17 protein-coding genes are annotated in these 21,617 nt (G+C 73.5%); 8 read left to right on the top strand and 9 right to left on the bottom strand.

What is annotated here, in order from left to right:
* Nucleotides 1-17: 17 nt before the first annotated feature.
* From ABD385_RS08860 to ABD385_RS08850, 3 genes are all read right to left on the bottom strand, one after another.
* Nucleotides 18-758 (bottom strand): class I SAM-dependent methyltransferase, encoded by a 741-nt coding sequence (locus ABD385_RS08860; RefSeq protein WP_344574502.1) that lies wholly within the window; start codon nt 756-758, stop codon nt 18-20.
* 100 nt (nt 759-858) lie between these two features.
* Nucleotides 859-1,398, bottom strand: a complete 540-nt coding sequence (locus ABD385_RS08855; protein WP_344574501.1) for a GNAT family N-acetyltransferase — start codon at nt 1,396-1,398, stop codon at nt 859-861.
* A 66-nt stretch (nt 1,399-1,464) separates the two neighbouring features.
* A complete protein-coding gene (locus tag ABD385_RS08850; RefSeq protein ID WP_344574500.1) occupies nt 1,465-2,481 on the bottom strand; it encodes a hypothetical protein in 1,017 nt (338 codons plus the stop codon).
* A gap of 203 nt (nt 2,482-2,684) precedes the next feature.
* Here ABD385_RS08850 and ABD385_RS08845 point away from each other — a divergent pair, with 203 nt between their 5' ends.
* Nucleotides 2,685-2,918 carry a hypothetical protein gene (locus ABD385_RS08845; RefSeq protein WP_344574499.1) on the top strand — a complete coding sequence of 78 codons (234 nt, stop codon included), beginning with the start codon at nt 2,685-2,687 and terminating at the stop codon, nt 2,916-2,918.
* Between the two features lie 192 nt (nt 2,919-3,110).
* On the opposite strand, the gene murJ is transcribed toward ABD385_RS08845, so the two are convergent.
* The 4 genes from murJ to ABD385_RS08825 form a co-directional block, all read right to left on the bottom strand.
* Nucleotides 3,111-4,886: a murein biosynthesis integral membrane protein MurJ gene (murJ, locus tag ABD385_RS08840; protein WP_344574498.1), complete on the bottom strand. Its 1,776-nt coding sequence runs from the start codon at nt 4,884-4,886 to the stop codon at nt 3,111-3,113.
* Between the two features lie 396 nt (nt 4,887-5,282).
* Nucleotides 5,283-5,789, bottom strand: a complete 507-nt coding sequence (locus ABD385_RS08835; RefSeq protein WP_344574497.1) for a DinB family protein — start codon at nt 5,787-5,789, stop codon at nt 5,283-5,285.
* A gap of 118 nt (nt 5,790-5,907) precedes the next feature.
* Nucleotides 5,908-6,099 (bottom strand): hypothetical protein, encoded by a 192-nt coding sequence (locus ABD385_RS08830; protein ID WP_344574496.1) that lies wholly within the window; start codon nt 6,097-6,099, stop codon nt 5,908-5,910.
* 98 nt (nt 6,100-6,197) lie between these two features.
* Nucleotides 6,198-8,609: a SpoIIE family protein phosphatase gene (locus ABD385_RS08825; protein WP_344574495.1), complete on the bottom strand. Its 2,412-nt coding sequence runs from the start codon at nt 8,607-8,609 to the stop codon at nt 6,198-6,200.
* 282 nt (nt 8,610-8,891) lie between these two features.
* Between ABD385_RS08825 and ABD385_RS08820 the strand changes: the two genes are divergently transcribed.
* Nucleotides 8,892-9,683 carry a VOC family protein gene (locus ABD385_RS08820; protein WP_344574494.1) on the top strand — a complete coding sequence of 264 codons (792 nt, stop codon included), beginning with the start codon at nt 8,892-8,894 and terminating at the stop codon, nt 9,681-9,683.
* A gap of 18 nt (nt 9,684-9,701) precedes the next feature.
* Here ABD385_RS08820 and ABD385_RS08815 read toward each other — a convergent pair whose 3' ends face one another.
* Entirely contained in the window at nt 9,702-12,503 is a 2,802-nt protein-coding gene (locus tag ABD385_RS08815) for an ABC transporter substrate-binding protein (RefSeq protein ID WP_344574493.1), read from the bottom strand.
* A gap of 530 nt (nt 12,504-13,033) precedes the next feature.
* Between ABD385_RS08815 and tdh the strand changes: the two genes are divergently transcribed.
* From tdh to ABD385_RS08800, 3 genes are all read left to right on the top strand, one after another.
* Nucleotides 13,034-14,062 (top strand): L-threonine 3-dehydrogenase, encoded by a 1,029-nt coding sequence (tdh, locus tag ABD385_RS08810; protein ID WP_344574492.1) that lies wholly within the window; start codon nt 13,034-13,036, stop codon nt 14,060-14,062.
* 72 nt (nt 14,063-14,134) lie between these two features.
* On the top strand, nt 14,135-15,328 hold the full coding sequence (locus ABD385_RS08805) for a glycine C-acetyltransferase (protein WP_344574490.1): 1,194 nt from the start codon (nt 14,135-14,137) through the stop codon (nt 15,326-15,328).
* Nucleotides 15,329-15,387: 59 nt separating this feature from the next.
* The gene (locus ABD385_RS08800) at nt 15,388-16,296 is read left to right on the top strand and encodes a LysR family transcriptional regulator (RefSeq protein WP_344574489.1); all 909 of its coding nucleotides are present in this window, start codon (nt 15,388-15,390) and stop codon (nt 16,294-16,296) included.
* Nucleotides 16,297-16,359: 63 nt separating this feature from the next.
* Here ABD385_RS08800 and ABD385_RS08795 read toward each other — a convergent pair whose 3' ends face one another.
* Complete coding sequence (locus ABD385_RS08795) at nt 16,360-17,400, bottom strand: PHP domain-containing protein (RefSeq protein ID WP_344574488.1); 1,041 nt, start codon at nt 17,398-17,400, stop codon at nt 16,360-16,362.
* Between the two features lie 685 nt (nt 17,401-18,085).
* Here ABD385_RS08795 and ABD385_RS08790 point away from each other — a divergent pair.
* From ABD385_RS08790 to ABD385_RS08780, 3 genes are all read left to right on the top strand, one after another.
* Nucleotides 18,086-18,301 carry a type A2 lanthipeptide gene (locus ABD385_RS08790; protein WP_016576071.1) on the top strand — a complete coding sequence of 72 codons (216 nt, stop codon included), beginning with the start codon at nt 18,086-18,088 and terminating at the stop codon, nt 18,299-18,301.
* 233 nt (nt 18,302-18,534) lie between these two features.
* Nucleotides 18,535-19,341, top strand: a complete 807-nt coding sequence (locus ABD385_RS08785; RefSeq protein ID WP_344574486.1) for an HlyD family efflux transporter periplasmic adaptor subunit — start codon at nt 18,535-18,537, stop codon at nt 19,339-19,341.
* Nucleotides 19,338-21,617, top strand: coding sequence for an NHLP family bacteriocin export ABC transporter peptidase/permease/ATPase subunit (locus ABD385_RS08780; RefSeq protein ID WP_344574484.1), 2,280 nt, complete (start codon nt 19,338-19,340; stop codon nt 21,615-21,617). The genes ABD385_RS08785 and ABD385_RS08780 overlap by 4 nt, the downstream gene beginning before the upstream one ends.

Here is a 21,617-nt window from a genome sequence, read left to right as displayed (position 1 = left end):
AGCGCGGACGTTCGCGCTCACGGGCGTTCGGCGGCAGCGATCAGGAAGTTGGGCAGGTGGACGTAGCTTTCGATGCCCGGTGCGGTGTCCTGCGCTGCGCGCGCCGTGCGGGGATCGAGGCCCGGTTCGGCGAGTTCGCGGAGGTGGCAGCCGAGGGCCGCGAGTTCGTTGAGGTACGTCGAGAGCGGGCGGTGGAAGTCCTGGGCGTGGGTCTGGGGGATGGCGTACTCCTCCAGATAGCGGTCCGTGCGGTAGGCGCCGTGTGCGCGCCAGGTGGTCAGGAGCTGTTCGAAGGCCGGGTGGTTGACGGAGAAGACGAACACTCCGCCGGGCCGCAGGGCCTCCACGCAGGCCCGCATCGCCGGCTTCCAGTCCGGGACGGCCGCCAGCACCATGCTGCACACGACGGCGTCGAACGGGCCGCCGAGGTCCGGCAGTCGGGTGAGGTCGGCCTGGACGTAGGCGATGCCCTGCTTCAGGGCGCGTTCCTTCTCCCGGGCGTAGCCGCACATCGTGTCCGTGGGCTCGATGCCGGTCACCTGCGCCCCACGGGCGGCGAGCATGCGGCTGAAGTAGCCGTGCCCGCACCCCGCGTCCAGGACGCGGAGTCCGCGCACGTCACCGAGCATGCGCAGGAGCGCCGGGTTGATCAGGTGGCGCTTGGCGAAGTCGCCGTCGGGTTCCATCGCCTCCAACGCCGTACGGGGGATGTCGTTCCACTGTCGGATCGCCGCGTCGTTCGTCGGGTGAGTGGTCACCGGCCGGAGCGTAGTCCCGAGCGGGCTCCGGCCGCGGCGGCAAAAGCGGCCGAATTGCCGGCCGACCGGGTGGCTCGGCCGAGCGCCCCCGGGGAGCGCGTCAGCGCGGCGCGTCCTGGCCGATGCGGTACACCACGTTCGGTCGCAGCGGCCCTTCCGGGGCGGCGGGGTCGTCGAAGTCGTACTCCGGAACCCGGGTCATGCCGATCCGGCCCATCACCGCCTGGGAACGGTGGTTGGTGGCCGTCGTCACGGCGAGGACCTCGGGAAGGCCGAGGGCGTCGAAGCCGTGGGTGAGGACCCGCCGCGCGGCCTCGGTGGCGTAGCCCTGCCCCCAGGCGGCGCGGGCCAGCCGCCAGCCGATCTCCACGCCGGTGAACGGCAGGTCGTCGTCCACCACGTCCAGGCCCGCGAAGCCGATGAACTCGCCCGTGGCGCGCACCTCCACCGCCCACCAGCCGTACCCGCGCGCGTCGAACTCGGCCTGGAACCGCGCCACGGAAGCGTCGCTCTGCTCGCGGGTGAGCAGGTCGCCGAGGTGCTCCCGGACCTCGGGATCGGCATTCATCGCCGCCCACGGTGCGAGGTCGGCGGCACGCCATTGACGCAGGACGAGGCGGTCGGTGTGCAGTTCGCTCATGCCGCCAGTCAACGTGAGCCGGGCGGCCGGGGCAATCCGTTTCCGCACGGCGACGAGCGAGAGGGGTCAGGCGGTGGAGGTCGCCGGGCCCCCGGCAGGTCGGGGAGCGGTGCGGGACGACCGCAGGCGGTCGTGGAGGGCCGCGAAGGCCCCACAGGTGAGGGGGAACGTCAGCGCTGCGGTGACCAGGATGCCGACGATGACGGGGGCGAGGATGCCGGCGTAGTAGCCGGCGAAGAAGTTGCCCGTGGCCCCTTCGAGGAGGGCCCGCACGAGGGGGCGCAGCGGCAGGGCGAGTTCCACCACCAGCCGGAGCACCCCGGCGGTGAGCGCGGCCAGCGGCAGCGCGAGGGCGAGGACGCGGGCCCCTCCGGTGCGCGTCCACGTCAGCGACCAGGAACGGCGCAGGGCCGCCCGGGCACCGAGGCCCTCCGCCGCGGCGGCCGGGGCGAGGGAGAGCGCGAGCCGCACCAGCACGGCGACGAGCACGGCCGCCGCCGGGGAGGCCGCGACGAGCGTGTAGGGCAACGAGCCGCGCTCCAGGGGCTCCGGGGTGTCGAGCTGGTAGCCGGTGAGGCCGTGCGCCACCGCGCTGACGAGCAGCGGCAGGGGCCACACGATCAGGCCGCGCAACGCGTAGACGGCGAGCACCCCGCGCAGCGTCCCGGATGCCGCGGTGCGCGACCGGTCCTCCGCCGAAGGCGCGTCGGCCCCCGCTGCGATCGCCCGTGAGCACACGCCTTGCAGGGCCGCGCTGCCGGTGCAGAGGAGGAGCAGGAAGAGCGGGAGCGCACCGAGGGCGACCCGCACCAGTTCGGTGGGGTCGTGCAGGTAGGGGTCCTCAAGCTGGTGGTACCGGATCTGTTCGGTCCGCATGTGCGTGAAGACGGGCCAGGCGAGTGCGAACGTCACGGCCGTCATCAGCAGCCCGGCCAGTCCGGACAGGCTGACGACGCGCACCGTCGCAGCCGCCACGGCACCCCGGTGCCGCCGCAGGACGGCGAACGCCGTGGCGGTGACCCCGCGTTGCGGACGCGCCTCCGTCGGCTGCGTGGTGCGGTCGGGTGGCGTGCGGTGCGTCATGGTGCGTGCCTTCTGTGCGTTCCGGGGCCGTTCCCCGTGGAGACGCGGGGTGCAGCGGGCGCGGTTCTCCGGACGTGCCCTTCACCTCGCCGGAACGTCCGCTCCTCGGCGCCGGCGGACGTTTCCGCTCGGTCACGGCACTCGGCCACATTCACTCGTGTGAGTGCTGCACCGTAAATCGAACACGTGATGCAATTTGAGGCATGACGCACTACGCATTCCCCGACGACCTCGTCCAGGCCCAGACCGCCTGGTACGCCGCCTATCAACAACTCGCCGCCGAGGACAGTCCGGTACGTGCGACGGTGCTGCGCCGTCGACTGCAACGACTGTCGGTGCAGATCGCCACGCACCCCTACTGGGCCGACATCCCCGACCAGGCGCCGGCTGCCCGGATCGCCTTGAAGGAGATGAGCTGGGCGGAGGAGCAGTCATGAGCGCTGAGTGCGCGTCGCTCGGAACCGCCGCCGAGCGCGGTCGGCCCAAAAGTAGCGGCGGAGGCGGCGGAAGGGACGGGCCGCAGGTGGGGGAGTGAGGGGAGGGAGGTGGAGATCTGCCGCCGACAGCGGTGGGTGCGGCCGGGAGCCGGCCCCGGCCCGGTGCCGTTCGGTGGTGGGCGGCTCAGCGGCTCAGCGGCCCCGTCGGCTGCGGAGCAGGGCGAACATGGCGTTGAGTTCGGGCAGTTCGAGGAGGCGGGCGAGGGCGAGGAAGAGGGAGAAGAGGACGGTCGCGCCGACGACGAGGGCGGTCAGGGAGCCCAGGACGTGGGTGCCCAGGGCGTGGAGCAGCGCGGTGGACGCGGCGCCGGCGGCCAGCGCGGCCGGGGCGGCGGCGGTGCACAGGCGGGCGTAGGTGCGCAGGACGCGGGCGCCGTCCAGGTCGCCGCCGAGGCGACGGCGCAGCCGGCGCCAGGCGACGGCGATCCCGACGGCGAAGGCCAGGCCGTAGGAGGCGGCGATGCCGGTGACGGCCCATCGGGCGGGCAGGAGGGCGAAGCACAGGGCGGAGGCGGCGGCGTTGACGAGGGCGACGACGAGGGTGTTGTAGAAGGGGGTGCGGGTGTCCTCGTAGGCGTAGAAGCCGCGCAGCACGACGTATTGGGCGGAGTAGGGGATGAGGCCCAGGCCGAAGGCCATCAGGGCGTGACCGACGCCTTCGGCGCCCTGGGCGTCCGAGCTGCCGTAGAGCAGGGTGGCCATCGGCAGGCCCAGGGCGAGGAAGGCGAAGGCGCAGGGGACGATGGCGACGGCGGAGGTGCGCAGGCCGTAGGAGATGTCGTCGCGGACGGCGCCGGCGTCCCCGGAGTGGGCGGCCCGGGAGATGCGGGGGAGGACGGCGGTCATGACGGAGACGGTGATGATCGCCTGCGGCATCTGCCAGATCTGGAGGGCGAAGTTGTACGCGGTGATGCCGGCGCCGCTGTGGCCGGCGCGTTCCGCGGCGGCGCCCGCCTTGGTGGCGAGTTGGGTGACGACGGTCAGGCCGAGCTGGTTGGCGAGCACGAACAGCAGCGTCCACTTGGCCAGGCCGACGGCCTTCCCCAGGCCGTGTCCGCGGAAGTCGAAGCGCGGGCGGAGCCGGACGCCGGCCTTGCGCAGATAGGGGAACATCGCCAGTGCCTGGACGGCCAGCCCGAGCAGGGTGGCCAGGCCGATGAGCCGGACCCCTTCGGGAGTGATGGTCGTCGGGCTGACGCCGGAGCGGGCGAAGCCGCCGAAGGCCCAGACGAACGCCCCGAATCCGGCGATGGTGACGACGTTGTTGAGGACCGGGGTCCACATCATCGCGCCGAAGCGCTCACGGGCGTTGAGGATCTGGCCGAGCACGACGTGGATGCCCAGGAAGAACATGGTGGGCAGGCAGTAGCGGGCGAACGCCACCGTCAGGGCCATCCGTTGGGGATCGGCCGCGATGTCCGGGGACATCATGCGGACGAGCAGCGGCGCCGCCAGCACGCAGAGCGTCGTGGCGCCCGCGAGCAGCACGACGACGAGCGTCAGCAGCCGGTTGGCGTACGCCTCGCCGCCGTCCTTGTCGTTCTTGACGGCGCGCACGAGCTGGGGCACGAACACCGCGTTCAAGGCGCCGCCGCCGACCAGCGTGTAGATCATCGTGGGCAGGACGTTGGCGACTTGGTAGGAGTCGTTGAGGGTGCCGACGCCGATCGCGGCCGCCATGACCAGCGTGCGCAGGAAGCCGGTGACGCGGGAGACGATGGTGCCGGCCGCCATCAGGGCGCTGGACCTGGCCAGTCGGGCGGCGCCGCCCTTCGGTTCGGACACGGACGCGGACGCGGTGGGGGCGGCGGGGGCCGGCCCGTCGTGCAGGCGCAACGGCAGGGTGTCGTCCGGCAGATGGCTGCGAGCGCCTCCGGGTCCGTCGGGCTCTTGGTGCGGCGCGGTCATGCCGGTGCCTCCTCGTCAGGACGGGCCCCGCGGCCCGTCGTGGTGGGACGGACACCTTCGCACCCCGGTGCGGTCCGTCGCGCACGAGCCGTCGCGGACCGGAGTCTTCCCGCCGCGATCGTGCGCACCGCCCGTCCCGGCCGCCCGGCGAGCGGTGCGGGAGGCGCACCGCGGGCCCTGTATGATCATGAACGAACTCCGGCCCTGCGGGCGGGAGTCACGCGTCCGTGGTCCAAGGAAAGACGCCCACCATCCGGTGGGAAATGCAGGTGCAAGGCCGGCCGGGCGCTCCACGAGAAGAGGTCCCTCCCCGCGATGGGGAGGGACCTCTTTCCGTTGGTGCCAGGCGGTTCGCGAGTCAGCGGGCCCAGGAGCCGGCCGGCAGGGGCCAGGGCGTCAGGGGCCGACGGTGCCGTCGACGCCCTCGCGGAGGAGGTCCGCGTGGCCGTTGTGCCGGGCGTACTCGTGGATCAGGTGCAGCATGATCAGGCGGAGCGAGACGTCCTCGCCCCACCGGGGCTGGTAGGCGGTGACGTCGAGGGACTCGGCGGCCCGCTCGATGCGGCGGGCGTGCGCCACCTCGTCCTGCCAGGCGGCGAAGGCCGCGGCGCCGGTCGCCTCGGCGTCGTCGAACGCGGCCTGGAAGTCGCCCTCGTCGGACCAGACCAGGGGGATGTCCTCCCCGTTGACCACGCGGCGGAACCACGTGCGTTCCACCTCGGCCATGTGCCGGACCAGGCCGAGCAGGGAGAGCGTGGACGACGGCACGGCGCGCTGCCGCAGTTGCCCGTCGGTCAGCCCCTCGGTCTTCTTCGCGAGGGTGGCGCGGTGGAAGTCGAGGTAGCCGCGCAGCGTCTCCCGCTCACCGGCGCGACGGGGCGGATCGAGGCGTTCGATTGTCATGTACGGAGAGGCTACCGGTGTGGCGGACGCGGCGGATCGGCGCTCGTCCCGGCGCAGGTCGCGACCCGGGGCCGGTGTGCCCCGGGCCGAACTGGCAGGTGACGTGGACGTGCCGTGGCTACGGCAGGTACCGCTCCAGGGCGGCCCGCCCCTTCTCGTCGATCAGCCGCTGTGCCCACTGCAGGCTCTGCGGAGTGGGCTCCCGCCCGGACGCCCTGACCAGGTCCTCCGCGTCGAAGGGCCGCTCGCTACCCGTGTACAGCTCCGCCGGTCGCCGCTCGCCCGGGGTCCTACTGCCATTGGTCGTCACAGGTCCTCCTTCGTCCGCGCCCGCCGAGTGCCGGGACCTCGCTGGTTCCATCATGGGACCGGCGCCGGCGACCCGCACGGCGTGCCCGGACCGCCCGCTCAGCCCACGGGGCGCGGGGCCCCCGGGTAGTCCGGCGGGAACGCCTGTTCCGCCCAGATCGTCTTGCCGGACGGCGCGTACCGCGTCCCCCAGCGCTGCACCAGCTGCGCGACGATGAACAGTCCCCGGCCGCCCTCGTCGTCGCTCGCGGCGTACCGCAGGTGCGGCGAGGTGTGACCGGTGTCGGAGACCTCGGTGACCAGCGCCAGGTCCCGCAGCAGGCGCAGGTGCACCGGGCCCGAGGCGTGCCGCACGGCGTTGGTGACCAGCTCGCTGACCACCAGCTCGGTGGCGTACGACAGCTCGGTGAGGTCCCACGACGCCAGCTGCCGGGTGGCCAGCTCGCGGGCGGCGGCCACCGCGGCCGGCTCCGCGGGCAACTCCCAGGCGGCGACCTGCCGCGCGTCCAGCTCCCGGGTGCGCACCAGCAGCAGCGCCGCGTCGTCGGGTGCCGCCCCGCCCGGCAGCAGCGCCGCCACCGCCCGGTCGCAGAGCTCCTCCAGGGGCCGCCGGTCGTCCCGTAGGACGTCGCCCAGGAGGGCCAGTCCGGCGTCGACGTCCCGGTCGCCGCAGCGGAGCAGCCCGTCGGTGAACAGGGCCAGCATGCTGCCCGCGGGCAGCTCGGTCTCCCACGACTCGAACGGCAGGCCGCCCAGGCCCAGCGGCGGGCCGGCCGGCAGGTCCGGGAACGTCACCTCGCCCCCGGGGTGCACGACCGCCGGCGGCGGGTGCCCGGCCCGGGCCATCGCGCAGTGCCGCGACACCGGGTCGTAGACCGCGTACAGGCAGGTCACCCCGGTGGCCGCGTCGTCCGGACCGGGTTCCTCGACGATGCCCGCTGCGCGGTCCTCCGGGGTCTGGCCGACCAGGTCGTCGAGGCGGCCCAGCAGTTCGTCGGGCGCCAGGTCCAGCCTGGCCAGCGCCCGTACGGTCGTCCGCAGCCGGCCCATGGTGGCCGCCGCCTGGAGGCCGTGCCCGACGACGTCCCCCACCACCAGCCCGACGCGGGTGCCGGACAGCCCGATGACGTCGAACCAGTCGCCGCCCACGCCGGCCCGGTCGTCGCTGGGCAGGTACCGGTAGGCGGTGTCCACCGCGGAGTGCGGGGACAGGCGCTGCGGGAGCAGGTTGCGTTGCAGGGTGAGGGCCGCGGCGTGCTCGCGGGCGAACCGGCGGGCGTTGTCGATCGAGACCGCGGCCCGGACGCCCAGTTCGTCGGCCAGGTCGACCTCGCCGCCGTCGAAGACCGCCGACGCGGCCCCGCGGTCGAAGGTCACCAGCCCCATCGGGGTGCCGCCGGCCCGCAGCGGCACCACGAGGGTGCGCTCGGTGCGGATCATCCCGCCCGACGACAGGCTCCGGTACGGCAGCGTGCCGCGCCGGTACGCGACCGGGTACGGGGGGTGCGGCGGCCGGTCCGGCGGGTCGTCGCGGGAGCGCGCGGCCACCCGGACCAGCTCCGGCACCCCGCCCTCGGCCGGATCGGGGTCCCCGCCGGCCAGCACCGAACGCAGCAGGTCGACGGTGACCGTGGTCGCGAAGGCCGGCACCGCGACCTCGGTCACCTCCCGGGCGGTGCCGACCATGTCCAACGTGGTGCCGATCCGGCGGCCGGCCTCCACCAGGAGGTTCAGCCGGCGCTGCGCCTGGTAGCGGTCGGTGATGTCGAAGGAGTCCTCGCACACCCCCAGCACCCGCCCGTCCGGGTCCTGCAGCCGGTAGTAGGAGCAGGACCAGACGTGCTCGGTCCCCGGGTCGGTGGGCTGCTCGCCGACGAAGTGCAGGTCGAGGAAGGGCTCACCGGTCGCCAGCACGTGGTGCATCACCGCGTCCAGGCCGTGCGGGTACCCCTCGGTCACGAACTCACCCGGATACAGCTCGTTCGCCCGCTTGCCGCTCAACTCCCGCAGCGGCAGCCCGATCTCCCGCCCGTACGAGGAGTTGAACCACGTCAGCCGCAGGTCGTTGTCGTAGATGGCCAGGCCCACCGGTGACTGGGTGGCCAGCCCGTGCAGCATCGCCTGGCGCGCCTCCCACTGGCGCAGGGCGTCGAGCCCCGTCGCCACCAGCACCCGGGCCGGACCGGGGCCGGCGGCGGGTGGCGCGTCGGTGAGCGGGCAGATCGTCACGGCCACCGGCAGCCGGTGGCCGTCCGCGTGCCGGGCGGAGCGGGTCCCGATGTCGGTGAGCGCCCCGGCACCCGGCGCCGGGTCGTCCGGGTCCGGCTCCGGAAGGAACGTGTCGACCGGACGGCCGATGATCTCCGCCGGCGCGTACCCCAGCAGCTTCCGGGCCGCCGCGCTCCAGCCGATGACCCGTCCCCGGGCGTCCAGTACCGCGGTGGCCGCCCTGGTGACGTCGAGGGGACCACGGAAGTCGGCGCTCGTCGCCGCCGCGTTCCATGCGTTCATGGCATCTACCCAGCCCGGTTCAGTACCTCCAGCATCGAGCCCGCCACCCACCCGCACAACCGGCCCTGCCCCGAGTGGGCGACCGGTGGGGCGGGCCTTCCCTTGGTGCGGGGCGGGGCGGTCGCTGGCACAGTGGGAGGGGCGCCGGGGACCCGGCCGCGGGTCACGCGCTGCCGCGCCCGCCCGTCGGACGGGCCGGGGCGCTGCCGTCGAACTCCCGCGCTCCCGGCCCAACGCCGGGAGTTCTCGACGACGGGACCCAGCGACAGGAGGCAGATGCCCATGCCGTCCCCCCGCCCGACCACGCCGGTCCCCGGTGCGCCCTGTTGGGTGAGCCTGATGACCAGCGACCTGCGGTCCGCGCAGCGCTTCTACGGGGCCGTGCTGGGCTGGCGCTTCCGGCCGGCCAGTCTGGGCGAGGAGTTCGCGGTCGCCCTGCACGACGGGGAGCCGGTCGCCGGAATGGGGGCGTTGGCCCCGGATTTCCAGGTGCCGGTGGCCTGGACGGCGTACTTCGCGGTGGCGGATGCCGACGACACCGCCGGCCGGATCCGCGAGCGCGGCGCCACGGTGGCCGTCGGACCGCTCAAGCTCGGCCCCGGACGGGCCGCCCTCGCCGCCGACCGGGACGGCGCCACCTTCGGCTTCTGGGAGGGGCAGACGCTGTCCTGGTCGGTGGGGACCGGGCACGCCCCGGCGATCCTGGAACTGCGCACGAGGGACGCGTTCGCCGCGGCGATCTTCTACGCCGAGGTCTTCGACTGGGCGTCCGAGAAACCAGGCGGCTGCCAGGTGACGTACGAGCACGACCAGGTCATCGTGCACGACGGCACGCACGTGGTGGCGGCGCTGCGCGGCGGCGCGGTGGAGGCCGCCCCGGACCCGCGGGTGCGGCCCCAGTGGCACGTGCACTTCCGGGTCCCGGACGTGGCCGCGGCCAGCGAGGCGGCGGTGGCCGGCGGCGGGACCGCCACCCCGCTGACCCCGACCCGGGACGGCAACGGGAGCCGGGCGATGGTGCGCGACCCGGACGGCGGACTGTTCACCGTGACGGGGCCCGCGGCGCCGGCCTGAGATTCGGCGCGGCGCCGGTCACGCGCCCCTCTCCGGGTGGAGCGGCGGGCACCACGCGGACTGGACGCGGCCGCCGATCCGACCGCAGTAGCCGGCCTGGGTGGGCTTGCCGACGTCGTCGATGCGCTGCACCGACAGCAGCTTGTCCAACGGGACCTGACGGTCCACCTCACCGCCGAAGCTGATGATCCCGCTCTCCCCGTCGAGCGCTCCGTCCCCGTGCACCCCACTGATCGCGTGCCACACCGCGGGCGGCGTCAGCGGCATCCCCGGGGCGTCCTCGCGCAGCTGCTTGACCGCGTTGACGTACAGCTTCACCGCGTCGAAGCCGAGTGCGGCGTGGCCGTCGAGGGACGAGTTGGGGACCTTGACGCACTCCTCGGGGAAGAGCCGGGACATCTCCGCGTACAGCTCGCTGGAGTCGGCGCAGTGCGCCGAACCGAGGGTGAAGTCCAGGAAGTCGTAGGGGATCCCGGGGTACTGCGCGCGGCGGACCGGGTCGGCGGCCAGCCGGGCGACGTCGTCGCCGCCGATGACGGTCGGCGGGGCGGAGTTGCAGGACTCGTTGATCCCGCCGAGGAAGGTCTCGAAGTCCTCCGCGCGCCCGGCGTAGAACACCAGCCCCGGGTAGGAGCAGCTGCGCTGGCCGACCGAGCCGGCACCGGGCGCGGTCGAGGACGGCTCGCCGCCCGGGGGCGGCGGCGGGCTGAAGGCGGTCCGCTCGACCGTGAAGCCGCGGGCCCGGAACTGCCGGGCGACGTCGTCGCTGAGCGTCTGGCTGTAGGTGTCGGTGGGGTCGGCGGAGCTGATGACGCGCACCTGTCGGGTGGGCTTGGTCCGGCCGGTGACGAGGTGGTCGGCGTAGGCCGCGGCGACCTCGGCCTCCCGGCTGTTCTGCGGGGACACCTGGAAGTACAGGGGTGACTGGCGCACCAGGGAGTCCGCGGAGAGGGTGGTGGCGACCATCGGCACGCCGGCCTCGGTCAGCTTGCGGATCGTGGCGTTGGTGGCCTCGCGGCTCTGGTCGAGGCCGGTGACGCCGACGATGGACGGGTCCCGGGCCTGCAACCCCTGGAGGATCTGCACGACCCGGGTGCCGTAGCGCATGCCGGAGCCGGCGTTGGCGGGGAAGATCCGCAGGATCGGTTCGGTGCTGCCGGTGGTGCGCAGCTGCCGGGACTGGGCGCTGGCCGCGCCCTGGAGGGCCTCCCGTCCGTAGGCGAGCTGGGCGGTGGACTTGCCGGTGGTGCTGAGCAGCGCGGAGAGGTGGACGAGCGTGACCAGCGGGCGTTCCGGGGACGTCTGGTGGATCTGGTCGGCGCGGGCGTTCTGGTCGGCGATGGTGCGCAGGGTCTTGTTCAGCTCGGCGTCGGGGGAGTGGAAGGTGAAGCCGTGCCGGGAGACGCCGATGCACTCGCCGGTCTCCACGGTGTGCAGGGTGTCCGCGTCGTCCTGGAAGCGCCCGAGGCCGCAGTGCGCCGTGCGGTACGCGCCCTCCCGGTCCCAGAGCAGCCCGGCCGTGCCGAGCAGGGTCGCGAGCACGCAGCAGGCGACGGCGACGGAGACCACGCGCCGGGCCCACAACGGCGGCTCGGGCAGCCGCAACCGCGCGTCCTGCGCCACTTCTTGACGTCGCGTCAGTTCATATCGGGCCTTGGCCGCCGGGTCGTCGGAGGGCGGCATCAGTGCGGGCACGGTGACCGGGAGGTACCAGGGGGCGCGGTTGCGGGCCCGGCCGGTGTGCAGGAAGGTGTCCCGCCAGCCGCCGTAGAGCCGGTCGGAGAGTTCCCACAGCGAGCTGTGGCCCCAGTCGGCGCGGAGTTCGGTGTCCTCCGCGGGCGGCTCGCCGCCGCAGCCGATCAGCAGCAGCGGATCGAAGGCGCCGGTCTCGTTGCGCACGTCGATGACGGTGCGCAGCAGGTGAGGGCCGCAGTTGTCGGCGGCCGTGCCGGACAGCACGGCGACGCAGTACGCGGTCCGGCGGGCGGAGCGCGGCCGCCACGGGCGGCGCCGGAACGCGATCCGCAGGTCCTCCAGGAAGGCGTTGACCATCAACTTCCGTAGTTGCTCCGGGTCCTCGACCTGGTTGTGCGGGACGGTCAGCCGCTCCGCGAAGCCGATGAAGGTGCCCGGGTCGCGCGGGGCCAGGTAGGGCTGGTTGAGCAGCCAGCGGTACTCGCGGCCCAGGCCCCGGCGGACCCGGAACCACGCCAGGGGGAAGACGTGCACCGCGAACAGCCAGACCCACCACGGCACGTTGCCGTCCACCGCGAGTTCGGTCTCCGGCGCCCGCAACAGGCCGAACAGTCGACGGCGCCGGAACTCCCGCTCCCGCAGCCCCTGGAGGAGGCTGTTCTCGGTGCCCTCGACGTCGCCCGCGCCGTTGGCCCCACTGCCGGCGCCGGTCTGCAACAGCCAGTTGACCAGGCCGAACCGGCGGAACCTGACCCGCCCGTCGGCGCCGTTGACGCTGCGCGCGAACCCCTGCGCCAGGCGTTCCAACGTCCGGCGCACCGCCTCCACCGATCCCGGGTCGGTGCACGCCGGCTCGGCCGCCAGGTCGTGCAGGCAGTGCGGTACCCGGCGAGGGTCGGCGTGCGAGAGGAAGTAGCCGATGCCGCGGGCGAGTTGGGCGTGGTCGTCGCCGGCGACCAGGCACAGGACCGGTAGGCCCTCGCGCCCCTGGGCGACGCCGCGGTGCCGCACGGGCTCCGGACACTCCCGGCGGCGCGGCCGGCGGACGAGGTCGGCGATCAACCGCAACAGGTGTCCGGCTCCGTGGAAGACGGGTATCTGGGAATCGCGTTCGCTCGGCGCCATGGTGCCCCTGAGGCTGGTTCCGAATAGGGCCGGCATTGTGCCACCGCCGCGCGGCCGGAAGCTACGGTTCTGCTCCGCTGCGACGGAACGTCCCGGTGCGTCGGGTACGAACCCCGCGTCCCGCCGCCGAGCGCCCCGACGACCGGCCCCGACGACGCCCTGGCCCGGCACTCCGGCCGCGCACCGCCCGGCTCCCGCGGTCCGCGGGCACCCGGCCCGCACGGCCCGCCCGTGCCGCAGGACGGCCCACTCCCGACCCCCACGACGTCCCGGGCGCCCGACGGGGCGCGGAATCCGGCCACCTGACCCCCGGGCGCCGTGGCGCTGACCGCATGCCGAGGGCCCCCGGGCGTTGGCGCGACCGCCGTGGGGCGCGGTGCAGAAGGGGCGTAAAGGGGAACTGTGGGCGCGGTTAAGAAATCCTCGATGGACCGGACGGCCGCCGTAGGGAAGATTTCTGGCCGGAGATCGGCGGCCCTTACCGGGCCCCCGGTGCCGTCCAGTCATCTTTTTCTACGGGAGCCGTTGCGGTGAAGGCACTGGTCAAGCAGAAGGCGGAGCCGGGACTCTGGCTGATGGACGTGCCGGAGCCGGAGGTCGGCCCGGGCGACGTGCTGATCAAGGTGTTGCGGACCGGTATCTGCGGCACCGATCTGCACATCCGCGCCTGGGACGGCTGGGCGCAGCAGGCCGTCAGCGCCCCGCTGACGGTGGGCCACGAGTTCGTCGGGGAGGTCGTCGGGACCGGCCGGGACGTGGCCGACATCAAGGCCGGCGACCTGGTCAGCGGCGAGGGCCACCTGGTCTGCGGCAGCTGCCGCAACTGCCTGGCCGGCCGCCGCCACCTGTGCCGCGCCACGGTGGGCCTGGGCGTCGGCCGGGACGGCGCGTTCGCCGAGTACGTCGCGCTGCCCGCCACCAACGTGTGGGTGCACCGGATCCCCGTCGACCTCGACATCGCCGCGGTCTTCGACCCGTTCGGCAACGCCGTGCACACCGCGCTCTCCTTCCCACTGGTCGGCGAGGACGTACTGATCACCGGTGCCGGGCCGATCGGCATCATGGCGGCGGCGGTCGCCCGGCACGCCGGCGCCCGCAACGTGGTGATCACCGACGTCAGCGAGCAGCGCCTGGACCTGGCCCGCAAGGTCGGCGTCAGCCTCGCCCTCAACGTCGCCGACACCTCGATCGCGTCCGGCCAGCGCGAACTGGGCCTGCGCGAGGGCTTCGACGTCGGCCTGGAGATGTCCGGTCGCCCCGAGGCGCTGCGCGACATGATCGGCAACATGACGCACGGCGGTCGGATCGCCATCCTGGGGCTGGCGTCCGAGGAGTTCCCGGTCGACTGGTCCCGGATCGTCACCTCCATGATCACGATCAAGGGCATCTACGGCCGGGAGATGTTCGAGACCTGGTACGCGATGTCCGTGCTGCTGGAGGGCGGTCTCGACCTCGCGCCCGTGATCACCGGCCGCTACCCGTACCAGGACTTCGACGCCGCTTTCGCCGACGCGGCGAGCGGCCAGGGCGGCAAGGTCATCCTCGACTGGAGCGCCTGACCCCGCCCGCTCCCTCCCCACGACGCCGCCGCCCGCCGGCCCGACCCGCGCACCCCTAAGGAGACACCCCAGATGTTCGACGCCGTACGCGACGACCTGCGCATCGCACTCGACGAGATCCGGGCCGCCGGCCTGCACAAGCCGGAGCGGGTGATCGGCACCCCGCAGTCCGCCACCGTCGCGGTCACCGCCGGTGGCCGCCCCGGCGAGGTCCTCAACTTCTGCGCCAACAACTACCTGGGCCTGGCCGACCACCCCGAGGTCGTCGCCGCCGCCCACGAGGCCCTCGACCGCTGGGGCTACGGGCTGGCGTCGGTCCGCTTCATCTGCGGCACGCAGGAGGTGCACAAGGAACTGGAGCACCGGATCTCGCACTTCCTCGGCCAGGAGGACACGATCCTGTACTCCTCCTGCTTCGACGCCAACGGCGGCGTCTTCGAGACCCTGCTCGGCCCGGAGGACGCGGTCATCTCCGACGCCCTCAACCACGCCTCCATCATCGACGGCATCCGGCTCTCCAAGGCCCGCCGCCTGCGCTACGCCAACCGTGACATGGCCGACCTGGAGCAGCAGTTGAAGGAGGCGCAGGGCGCCCGGCGCACCCTGGTCGTCACCGACGGCGTGTTCTCCATGGACGGCTACGTGGCGCCGCTGCGGGAGATCTGCGACCTGGCCGACCGCTACGGCGCGATGGTCATGGTCGACGACTCGCACGCGGTCGGGTTCGTCGGGGCCGGTGGCCGCGGCACCCCGGAGCTGTGCGGGGTGCTGGACCGGGTCGACATCATCACCGGCACGCTCGGCAAGGCGCTGGGCGGCGCCTCCGGCGGTTACGTCGCGGCGCGCGCCGAGATCGTCGCCCTGCTCCGCCAGCGCTCCCGCCCCTACCTCTTCTCCAACTCGCTCGCGCCGGTGATCGCGGCCGCCTCGCTCAAGGTCCTGGACCTCCTGGAGTCCGCCGACGACCTGCGCGAACGCCTGCACGCCAACACCGCGCTGTTCCGCTCGCGGATGACCGAGGAGGGCTTCGCGATCCTGCCCGGCGAGCACCCGATCGCCCCCGTGATGATCGGGGACGCGGCGGAGGCGGCCCGGATGGCCGAACTGCTGCTGGAGCGCGGCGTGTACGTCATCGGCTTCTCGTACCCCGTGGTGCCCCAGGGCGCGGCCCGGATCCGCGTCCAGCTGTCGGCCGCCCACTCCACCGAGGACGTGCACCGCGCGGTGGACGCCTTCGTGGCGGCGCGCGCTGCGCTGGGGAGCTGACCGGCCCGACCGGAGGCGGCCGGGGGCACGATCCGGCCGAACCCTGCGAAACTGGCTCCATGATCGAAGCACGTCGGCTGCACATCCTCCGTGCGCTGGCCGACCACCGCACGGTGACCGCCGCGGCCGCCGCGCTGTACCTCACGCCCTCGGCGGTCTCCCAGCAGCTGGCCGCGCTGGAACAGGAGACCGGCCACCGTCTCGTGGACCGCGGTGCCCGCGGCGTCCGGCTGACCGCCGCGGGCGACATCCTGCTCGGCCACGCCAACGCCGTCCTCGCCCAGCTGGAGCGGGCCGAGGCGGAGCTGGCCGCGTACGACGAGGGCGAGGCGGGCACCGTGACGGTGGCCGCGTTCGCGACCGGCATCGCGCTGGTGCTCGCCCCGGCCCTCGCCGAACTGGCCGGGTCCGCGCCCGGCATCCGCGTCCGGGTCCAGGACGCGGAGGGCGACGCCAGCCTGCTGATGGTGCTGGACCGGCAGGTCGACGTGGCGGTGGCCGTCGAGTACCGGGGCGCGCCGGACGCGGACGATCCCCGGCTCACCCGCGTCCCGCTCTACGCCGAGCCGTTCGATGCGGTGTTGCCGCCGGGGCACCCGTTGGCCTCGGTGGCGGCGGTGCCGTTGGCCGGGCTCGCCAAGGATCCCTGGATCGGCCCCTATTCCGGCAATCCGTGTCATGACGTGGTCGTGCTGGCCTGCGAGTACGCCGGGTTCCGGCCGCGCCTGACGCACTCCTCGGATGACTTCCGGGCGGTGGTGGCGCTGGCCTCGGCGGGCGTGGGGGTGGCCCTGGTGCCCCGCTCGGCGCTGCGCGGGATGGACCTCGGGGGCGTCGTGGTGCGGCCGGTCGACGGGGTCGCGCCCACCCGCCGGGTCTTCGCCGCGGTCCGGCGGGGCGCGGCGGAGCACCCGCTGTTCCGCCCGGTGCTGGCGGCCCTGCGCGCGACCGCGGCCGACCTGGGGTGAGCCGCCGGGGGCGGTGGGGCGGCGGCACCGGGCCGACGGCGTGCCGGGGCGTGTCGGCGGCCGTCAGGCGCCGGCGCCGCGCGGCGGGCGGCCGGTCCGGGTCCAGGTCGTCAGTTGACGGGCCGTCCAGGTGTTGATGATCCGCTCGGTGGGGACGCCGCACTCCTCGGCGCGGGCGCAGCCGTAGATCTGCCAGTCCAACTGGCCGGGTGCGTGCGCGTCGCTGTCGACGGCGAAGAAGGTGCCGGCGTCCAGGGCCTGGCGCAGCAGGCGGCGCGGCGGGTCGAGGCGGTCCGGGCGGCAGTTGATCTCCACCGCGGTGCGGTGCTCGGCGCACGCCGCGAAGACCTCCGCGGCGTCGAACTCCGACTCCGGGCGGAGCTTGCCGGTCAGTTGCCGCCCGGTGCAGTGGCCGAGCACGTCCACCAACGGGTTGCGGACCGCGGCCAGCATCCGCCGGGTCATCGGCCCGGCGTCCATCCGCAGTTTCGAGTGCACCGAGGCGACCACGACGTCGAGTTCGTCCAGCAGCTCCGGTTCCTGGTCGAGCGAGCCGTCGTCGAGGACGTCGCACTCGATCCCGGTCAGCAGCCGGAACGGCGCCAGCCGGGCGTTGACCTCGGCCACCACGGCCAGCTGGTTCCGCAGCCGCTCGGCGGTCAGTCCGCGGGCCACGGTGAGCCGGGGGGAGTGGTCGGTCAGCGCACACCAGGCGTGGCCGAGGTCGCGGGCGGTGCGGGCCATCTCCTCGACGGGGCTGCCGCCGTCCGACCAGTCCGAGTGCAGATGGCAGTCGCCGCGCAGGGCCCGGCGCAGAGCCCGACCGGCCTCTCCCTCGACCAGTGGGCCGCCGGCCTCCTCCTCCAGGCGCGCCAGATAGGCGGGCCGCTCCCCGGCGAGCGCCTCCTCGACGACCCGGCTCGTCTTGGGCCCCAGGCCCTTCAGCCGCCCCAGCGTTCCGTTGCCGGCCCGCTCGCGCAGGGCGCCCGCGGGCAGTGCGGTCAGCGCCGCCGCCGCGGTGCGGAACGCCTGCACCCGGTACGTCACCGCCCCCTGTCGCTCCAACAGGAACGCGATCCGCTCCAGCGCCGCTACGGGATCCACGTACCCACCGTGCACCGGGCGGGGGGCGCCTGCCACCGCGGCCGGCCCGGCGAACGGCGTCTACCGCAGTTATGCGAATATGTCCGTTCTCTGGATGCTCGATCCGTTTCCATCGGAATGACGGGGCGATAGCGGTGATGATTCCGGTCATTAGTGCCCCGGAAGTCGAGGGCAATCATGTTCGGTTAAAACCTGTGCAACATCCAGGTCGTGCGGCGGAAACGCGCAGCGGACTTCGCGTCGTCGCGGGGTGCTAGTCGCGTGCTAGTCGGGCGTTAAGTCGGGCCGCCTTCAGGAAATCTGCACACCGAATGCGCAGCCGGCACACGGGCCGCGGTTTCGTGCGTCCGCGGCGTCGCCCACCTCGGCGACTTGCTTCCGGAATGTCCCATTCCGCAGGGGCGGCAACGAGGGTCCGGCGGAAAGGAAACCGGAGAAGATGTGAAGATGCTTCGACCATGCCATGGACGCGCACACACGACCGGCTATTTCGCTGGGTGGATACGTCCGGATCGCCGCTCATCCGATTAGCAGCGCAACCCGCCTGCATGCTTTGATCCATCGCACTGCGGGAGTCACCGGGGTTTCCCGATTTCGGGACCCGGACTACCGTGGCCGCGGCCGGGCCACCCACCGGACGACCCGTACGCGGCTTTTTCTTGATATTGATCCGAAGGGAAACATCATGAACAACGCCCAGGTGCAGACCCAGGAAATCTCCGACGCCGACCTGGACAACGTGTCCGGTGGCCTCGTCGGCGGTGTCGTGAACACCGTCACCACCACCGTCGGCTCCGTCGCCCCGGTCACCGGTGTCCTCAACACCGCCACCGGCCTCGTCCAGCAGACCACCGGCCTGGACGTCCAGGGCGTCGCGGGTAACCTGACCGCCGGTCTCTGACCCAGAGCCGACCCTGCGCCGCCACGCGGCACAGCCGGCATCCAACGGTCGCGACGGCAATCGGCGCCCCCTCCCTGCCGATCTGCCGTGTCGAGTGCCCCGGACAACCCGGTTCCGACCGGGTCCCGGGGCACCCGGCTGTTCGTGACCGGAAGCCGCCGGAGTGGGAACCGTGCGCCCCCGGCGCACGTCTGTACCCCCGTACCAGCCGCTGCAGTTGAGGGAAGAGTGTCGTGCAGTTCCGTCAACAGGCCCTTTCCAAGCTGCAATCGCCGGAGGAACTGGACCTGCCGGTGCGCTTCGCCCGCCCGCAGGGCTGGCTGGTGCTGACCGTCACCGTCCTCGTCATGGTCGCCGCCGCCGTCTGGGCGGTCACCGGCACCGTCACCGCCAGCGTCAGCGCCCCCGGCATCCTCACCCACGGCCACGGCAGCTACGTGCTGCAGAGCCCGGTCGCCGGGCAGGTGACCGAGGTCCTCGCCGAGGAGGGCAAACAGGTCGCCGCCGGCGCGCCACTGGTGCGGATGCGCACCGCTCAGGGCACCACCACCGTCGTCCGGGCGCTCGCGGCCGGCCGGTTGACCAACCTGGACGCCACCATCGGCGCGGTCGTCACCACCGGCGCCGACCTCGCCTCGGTGGAGCGCACCACCGGCGCCCGCGACCCGCTCACCGCCACCCTCTACGTCCCGGCCGAGAACGCCGCCACCCTGCCGGTCGGCGCCGCCGTCGACCTCACCGTGGCCGCCGCCCCCACCCAGCGGTTCGGGGTGCTGCGCGGCCACGTCGCGGCCGTCGGCCGGGCCACCCAGAGCCGCCAGCGGATCTCCGCCTTCCTCGGCAGCGCCCAACTCGGCGAGCAGTTCTCCCGCGCCGGCCAGCCGGTCGCGGTGCTGGTCCGGCTCGACCCCGCGCGCACCGCCTCCGGCTACGCCTGGTCCACCTCCGACGGGCCGCCGTTCGCACTCGACTCGATGACCCAGGCCACCGCCGCCGTCCACCTGGCCGCGCAGCACCCGATCGATTGGCTGCTCTCGTGACCGCCCCCGACGCCTCCGCCGCGCCCCCGCAGCACCTCCCGCCCGCCGGCCGCGGCCGCCACCGGCCCGAGGGCGCCCCGCCCGCCCGTCGCCGCAGACCGCCGGCCGCCGCCCCCAAGGCGAAGAAGGCCGTGCGCACCCCCACGGTGCTCCAGATGGAGGCGGTGGAGTGCGGCGCCGCCTCCCTGGCGATGGTCCTGGCCCACTACGGACGGCACGTTCCGCTGGAGGAACTGCGGATCGCCTGCGGCGTCTCCCGTGACGGCTCCCGCGCCAGCAACCTCCTCAAGGCCGCCCGCAGTTACGGCCTGTCGGCCAAGGGCATGCAGATGGAACCCGCCGCCCTCGCCGACGTCGCGGCACCGGCCATCCTCTTCTGGGAGTTCAACCACTACGTCGTCTACGACGGCCCGGGCCGCCGCCTCGGCCGCCGCGGCGTGCACGTCAACGACCCCGACAAGGGCCGCCGCTTCGTGCCGGTGGAGGACTTCGACACCAGCTTCACCGGCGTGGTGCTGGTCTTCGAGCCCACCGAGGCGTTCCGCAAGGGCGGTCGCCGCCCCAGCGTGCTCAGCGCCCTCCCGGCCCGGCTGCGCGGCACCACCGGGACCCTGCTGGCGGCGCTGCTCGCCAGTCTGCTGCTGGTCGGCGTCGGCGCCGCGCTGCCCGCGCTCAGCCGCACGTACATCGACATGTTCCTGATCGGCAACCAGACCTCGCTGCTGGGGCCGCTGTTCGCCGCGATGACCGCGATGGTGGTGCTCACCGCCGTCCTGACCGGCCTCCAACAGGCCAACCTGCTCCGCGGCCGGATCATCTCCTCCACCCTCAGCAGCGCCCGCTTCCTGCGCCACCTGCTGCGCCTACCGGTCACCTTCTTCGCCCAGCGCTCGCCCGCCGACCTCGTCCAGCGCCTGCAGTCCAACGACGCGGTCGCCGAGACCCTCGCCCGCGACCTGGCGGCGGCGGCCGTCGACGGCGTGGTCGTCGTCCTCTACGCCCTGCTGCTGTGGAGCTACGACCCCCAACTCACCGTCATCGGCGTGCTCATCGCGCTGCTCAACGTCGTCGCCATGCGGATCGTGGTCCGGTTGCGCGCCACCCACACCCAGAAGCTGCGCGCCGACACCGCCCGCCTGACCAACACCTCCTACACCGGCCTCCAGCTCATCGAGACGATGAAGGCCACCGGCGGCGAGAACGGCTACTTCCGCCGCTGGGCCGGGCAGCACGCGGCCACCCTGGAGGAGCAGCAGCGGCTCGGCGTCCCCAGCGCCTGGCTGGCGGTCGTCGCCCCCACCCTCGCCACCCTGAACAGCGCGCTGATCCTGTGGATCGGCGGCCTGCGCGCCGTCGAGGGCCACATCTCCATCGGCCTGCTGGTCGCCTTCCAGGCCCTGGTGACCCGCTTCACCGCGCCGATCACCCGGCTCAACGGCGTCGCCGGCCGGATCCAGGACTTCGCCGCCGACGTCGCCCGCCTCAAGGACGTCGAGAGCTTCCCCGCCGACGCCCACTACTCCCGCCCGGACGCGGACGCCGGCACCCGCCGCCTCAAGGGGCACGTCACCCTGGAGGACGTCACCTTCGGCTACAGCCCGCTCGACGCGCCGCTGCTGACCGGCTTCTCGCTGGCCGTCGGCCCCGGCCAGCAGGTCGCCCTGGTCGGCGGCTCGGGCAGCGGCAAGTCCACCGTCTCCCGACTGATCTCCGGCCTCTACGCCCCCTGGGAAGGCACCATCCGGATCGACGGACAGCGCCTCGCGGACATCCCGCGCAGCGCGCTGGCCGCCTCGGTCTCCTTCGTCGACCAGGACGTCTTCCTCTTCGAAGGCACCGTCCGGGACAACGTCGCGCTGTGGGACCCCTCCATCCCGGACGACGCGGTGATCGCCGCCCTCCAGGACGCCGCCCTCTACGACGACGTCATAGCCCGCCGCCCCGACGGCATCCACAGCCGCGTCGAGCAGGACGGCCGTAACTTCTCCGGCGGTCAGCGGCAGCGCCTGGAGATCGCCCGGGCGCTGGTCCGGCGCCCCAGCATCCTCGTCCTCGACGAGGTCACCAGCGCGCTGGACGCCGGGACCGAGGCGGTCATCATGGACAACCTGCGGCGCCGGGGCTGTGCCTGCGTCATCATCGCCCACCGGCTGAGCACCGTCCGCGACAGCGACGAGATCGTGGTCCTCGACCACGGTGCGATCGTCGAACGCGGCCGGCACGCGGAACTGGTCGCCGCCGGGGGCGCCTACGCCGAGCTGGTCAAGGAGCACTGA

The organism is Streptomyces lunalinharesii (genome assembly GCF_039532155.1).
Taxonomy (GTDB): domain Bacteria; phylum Actinomycetota; class Actinomycetes; order Streptomycetales; family Streptomycetaceae; genus Streptomyces; species Streptomyces lunalinharesii.
The sequence above is the reverse complement of the archived record's forward strand: the minus strand, read 5'-3'. Positions and strand labels throughout refer to the sequence as shown.

Excerpts from the sequence above, each read along its gene's own strand:
- ABD385_RS08855 (WP_344574501.1), bottom strand. The coding sequence starts at position 1,398 with ATGAGCGAACTGCACACCGACCGCCTCGTCCTGCGTCAATGGCGTGCC.
- ABD385_RS08850 (WP_344574500.1), bottom strand. The coding sequence starts at position 2,481 with ATGACGCACCGCACGCCACCCGACCGCACCACGCAGCCGACGGAGGCG.
- ABD385_RS08845 (WP_344574499.1), top strand. The coding sequence starts at position 2,685 with ATGACGCACTACGCATTCCCCGACGACCTCGTCCAGGCCCAGACCGCC.
- murJ (WP_344574498.1), bottom strand. The coding sequence starts at position 4,886 with ATGACCGCGCCGCACCAAGAGCCCGACGGACCCGGAGGCGCTCGCAGC.
- ABD385_RS08835 (WP_344574497.1), bottom strand. The coding sequence starts at position 5,789 with ATGACAATCGAACGCCTCGATCCGCCCCGTCGCGCCGGTGAGCGGGAG.
- ABD385_RS08825 (WP_344574495.1), bottom strand. The coding sequence starts at position 8,609 with ATGAACGCATGGAACGCGGCGGCGACGAGCGCCGACTTCCGTGGTCCC.
- ABD385_RS08820 (WP_344574494.1), top strand. The coding sequence starts at position 8,892 with ATGCCGTCCCCCCGCCCGACCACGCCGGTCCCCGGTGCGCCCTGTTGG.
- ABD385_RS08815 (WP_344574493.1), bottom strand. The coding sequence starts at position 12,503 with ATGGCGCCGAGCGAACGCGATTCCCAGATACCCGTCTTCCACGGAGCC.
- ABD385_RS08805 (WP_344574490.1), top strand. The coding sequence starts at position 14,135 with ATGTTCGACGCCGTACGCGACGACCTGCGCATCGCACTCGACGAGATC.
- ABD385_RS08800 (WP_344574489.1), top strand. The coding sequence starts at position 15,388 with ATGATCGAAGCACGTCGGCTGCACATCCTCCGTGCGCTGGCCGACCAC.
- ABD385_RS08790 (WP_016576071.1), top strand. The coding sequence starts at position 18,086 with ATGAACAACGCCCAGGTGCAGACCCAGGAAATCTCCGACGCCGACCTG.